This window comes from Roseovarius albus, from assembly GCF_900172335.1.
GTDB classification, from domain to species: domain Bacteria; phylum Pseudomonadota; class Alphaproteobacteria; order Rhodobacterales; family Rhodobacteraceae; genus Roseovarius; species Roseovarius albus.
Genome location: NZ_FWFX01000035.1, coordinates 1 through 1,268, shown reverse-complemented (window position 1 = coordinate 1,268; position 1,268 = coordinate 1). Strand labels below are relative to the sequence as shown.

The 1,268-nt window shown below is 56.5% G+C and carries 1 protein-coding gene; it reads left to right on the top strand.

Going from position 1 to position 1,268, the window contains the following annotated elements; translation table 11 throughout:
• Positions 1-86 precede the first annotated feature (86 nt).
• Positions 87-1,106, top strand: a complete 1,020-nt coding sequence (locus tag ROA7450_RS20660) for an IS110 family RNA-guided transposase (protein ID WP_085807849.1) — start codon at positions 87-89, stop codon at positions 1,104-1,106.
• The last annotated feature ends 162 nt before the right edge of the window (positions 1,107-1,268 follow it).

The window sequence follows — 1,268 nt, the reverse complement described above, 5'->3', positions numbered from 1 at the left end:
CGATGGGGTGGATAGCTCCTGCTCCAACCGGCGTCGCAATGCGCCATACTGCAGTTGTTTATCACTGCTAGGAAAGGAGCTACCCAATGCAAGTTACAACAATCGGCATTGATCTGGCCAAACAGGTTTTTCAGGTCCACGGCATCACCAAGGATGGCGAGGTCGTTTTCAATCGCGCAATCCGACGCGCACAGTTGATGCCGTTCTTCGAAAATCTCCCATCCTGTCTGGTCGGCATGGAGGCATGTGGGTCCAGCCATTATTGGGCGCGAGAACTTTCGAAGATCGGCCATGATGTTCGGCTGATCCCGGCCAACTATGTGAAGCCGTATGTGAAACGCGGAAAATCTGATGCGGTTGATGCCGAGGCGATCTGCGAGGCGGTGACGCGCCCAACAATGCGGTTCGTTGCGCCGAAGTCGGAAGCGCAACAGGCCGTCTTGTTCCTGCACCGCGCCCGCGATCTGATTGTTCGCCAGCGAACCCAACTCAGCAACATGCTTCGAAGCTTATTGGTCGAGTTTGGCATTATCATCGCACAGGGTACAGGTAGTGCGGTCAAATATGCCAAGGGCATTCTGGATGGAGACAAACCGGACCTGCCTGAGGTTGCGATAGATGTTCTCAAGCAACTTAGTCACCAACTCGTCGCCATGCAACTCCGCTTCCGCTGGTACGAGATGCGTATGCGCTTGCATTCGAAACTGGACAAGCGTGTGATGTTGTTGCGCACGATCCCAGGCGTTGGACCGGTGACGGCTTCTGCCATTGTCGCCACCGTCGGCGACGCCAAACAGTTCAAGAATGGCCGCCAATTTGCCGCTTGGCTTGGCCTGACGCCGCTGAACCGATCCAGCGGTGGAAAGGAACGATTGGGGCGGATCACGAAGATGGGTGACCGATATATCCGGCGTCTTCTGGTGACCGGCATGACAGCGCGATTGCGGCAAATGAAAGTGAATCCCGACCGTGTTGATCCCTGGGCCATAGACCTGCTCACTCGCAAGCCCCCACGGCTGGCAACAGTGGCAATGGCCAACAAGACGGCTCGGATCATCTGGGCCGTCCTAACCAAGAACGAATACTACCGACCCCACACCGCATAGCCGAAGGAGAATAGAAAAAGCGAGACAGCAAGACCCTTGAAATGATGGAGCACAGTCAGCCCGCCAACCAAGACACCCCGTCGAATGTCCAGGACACCTTGTTGTCCGAGAACCCGTATGGGACTTGGCCTGCGGAAACCATCAGGGCCAGCGGCCGCGTGC

What these genes read in the sequence shown, in the direction of transcription:
- ROA7450_RS20660 (WP_085807849.1), top strand. Translation starts at nt 87, where the DNA reads ATGCAAGTTACAACAATCGGCATTGATCTGGCCAAACAGGTTTTTCAG.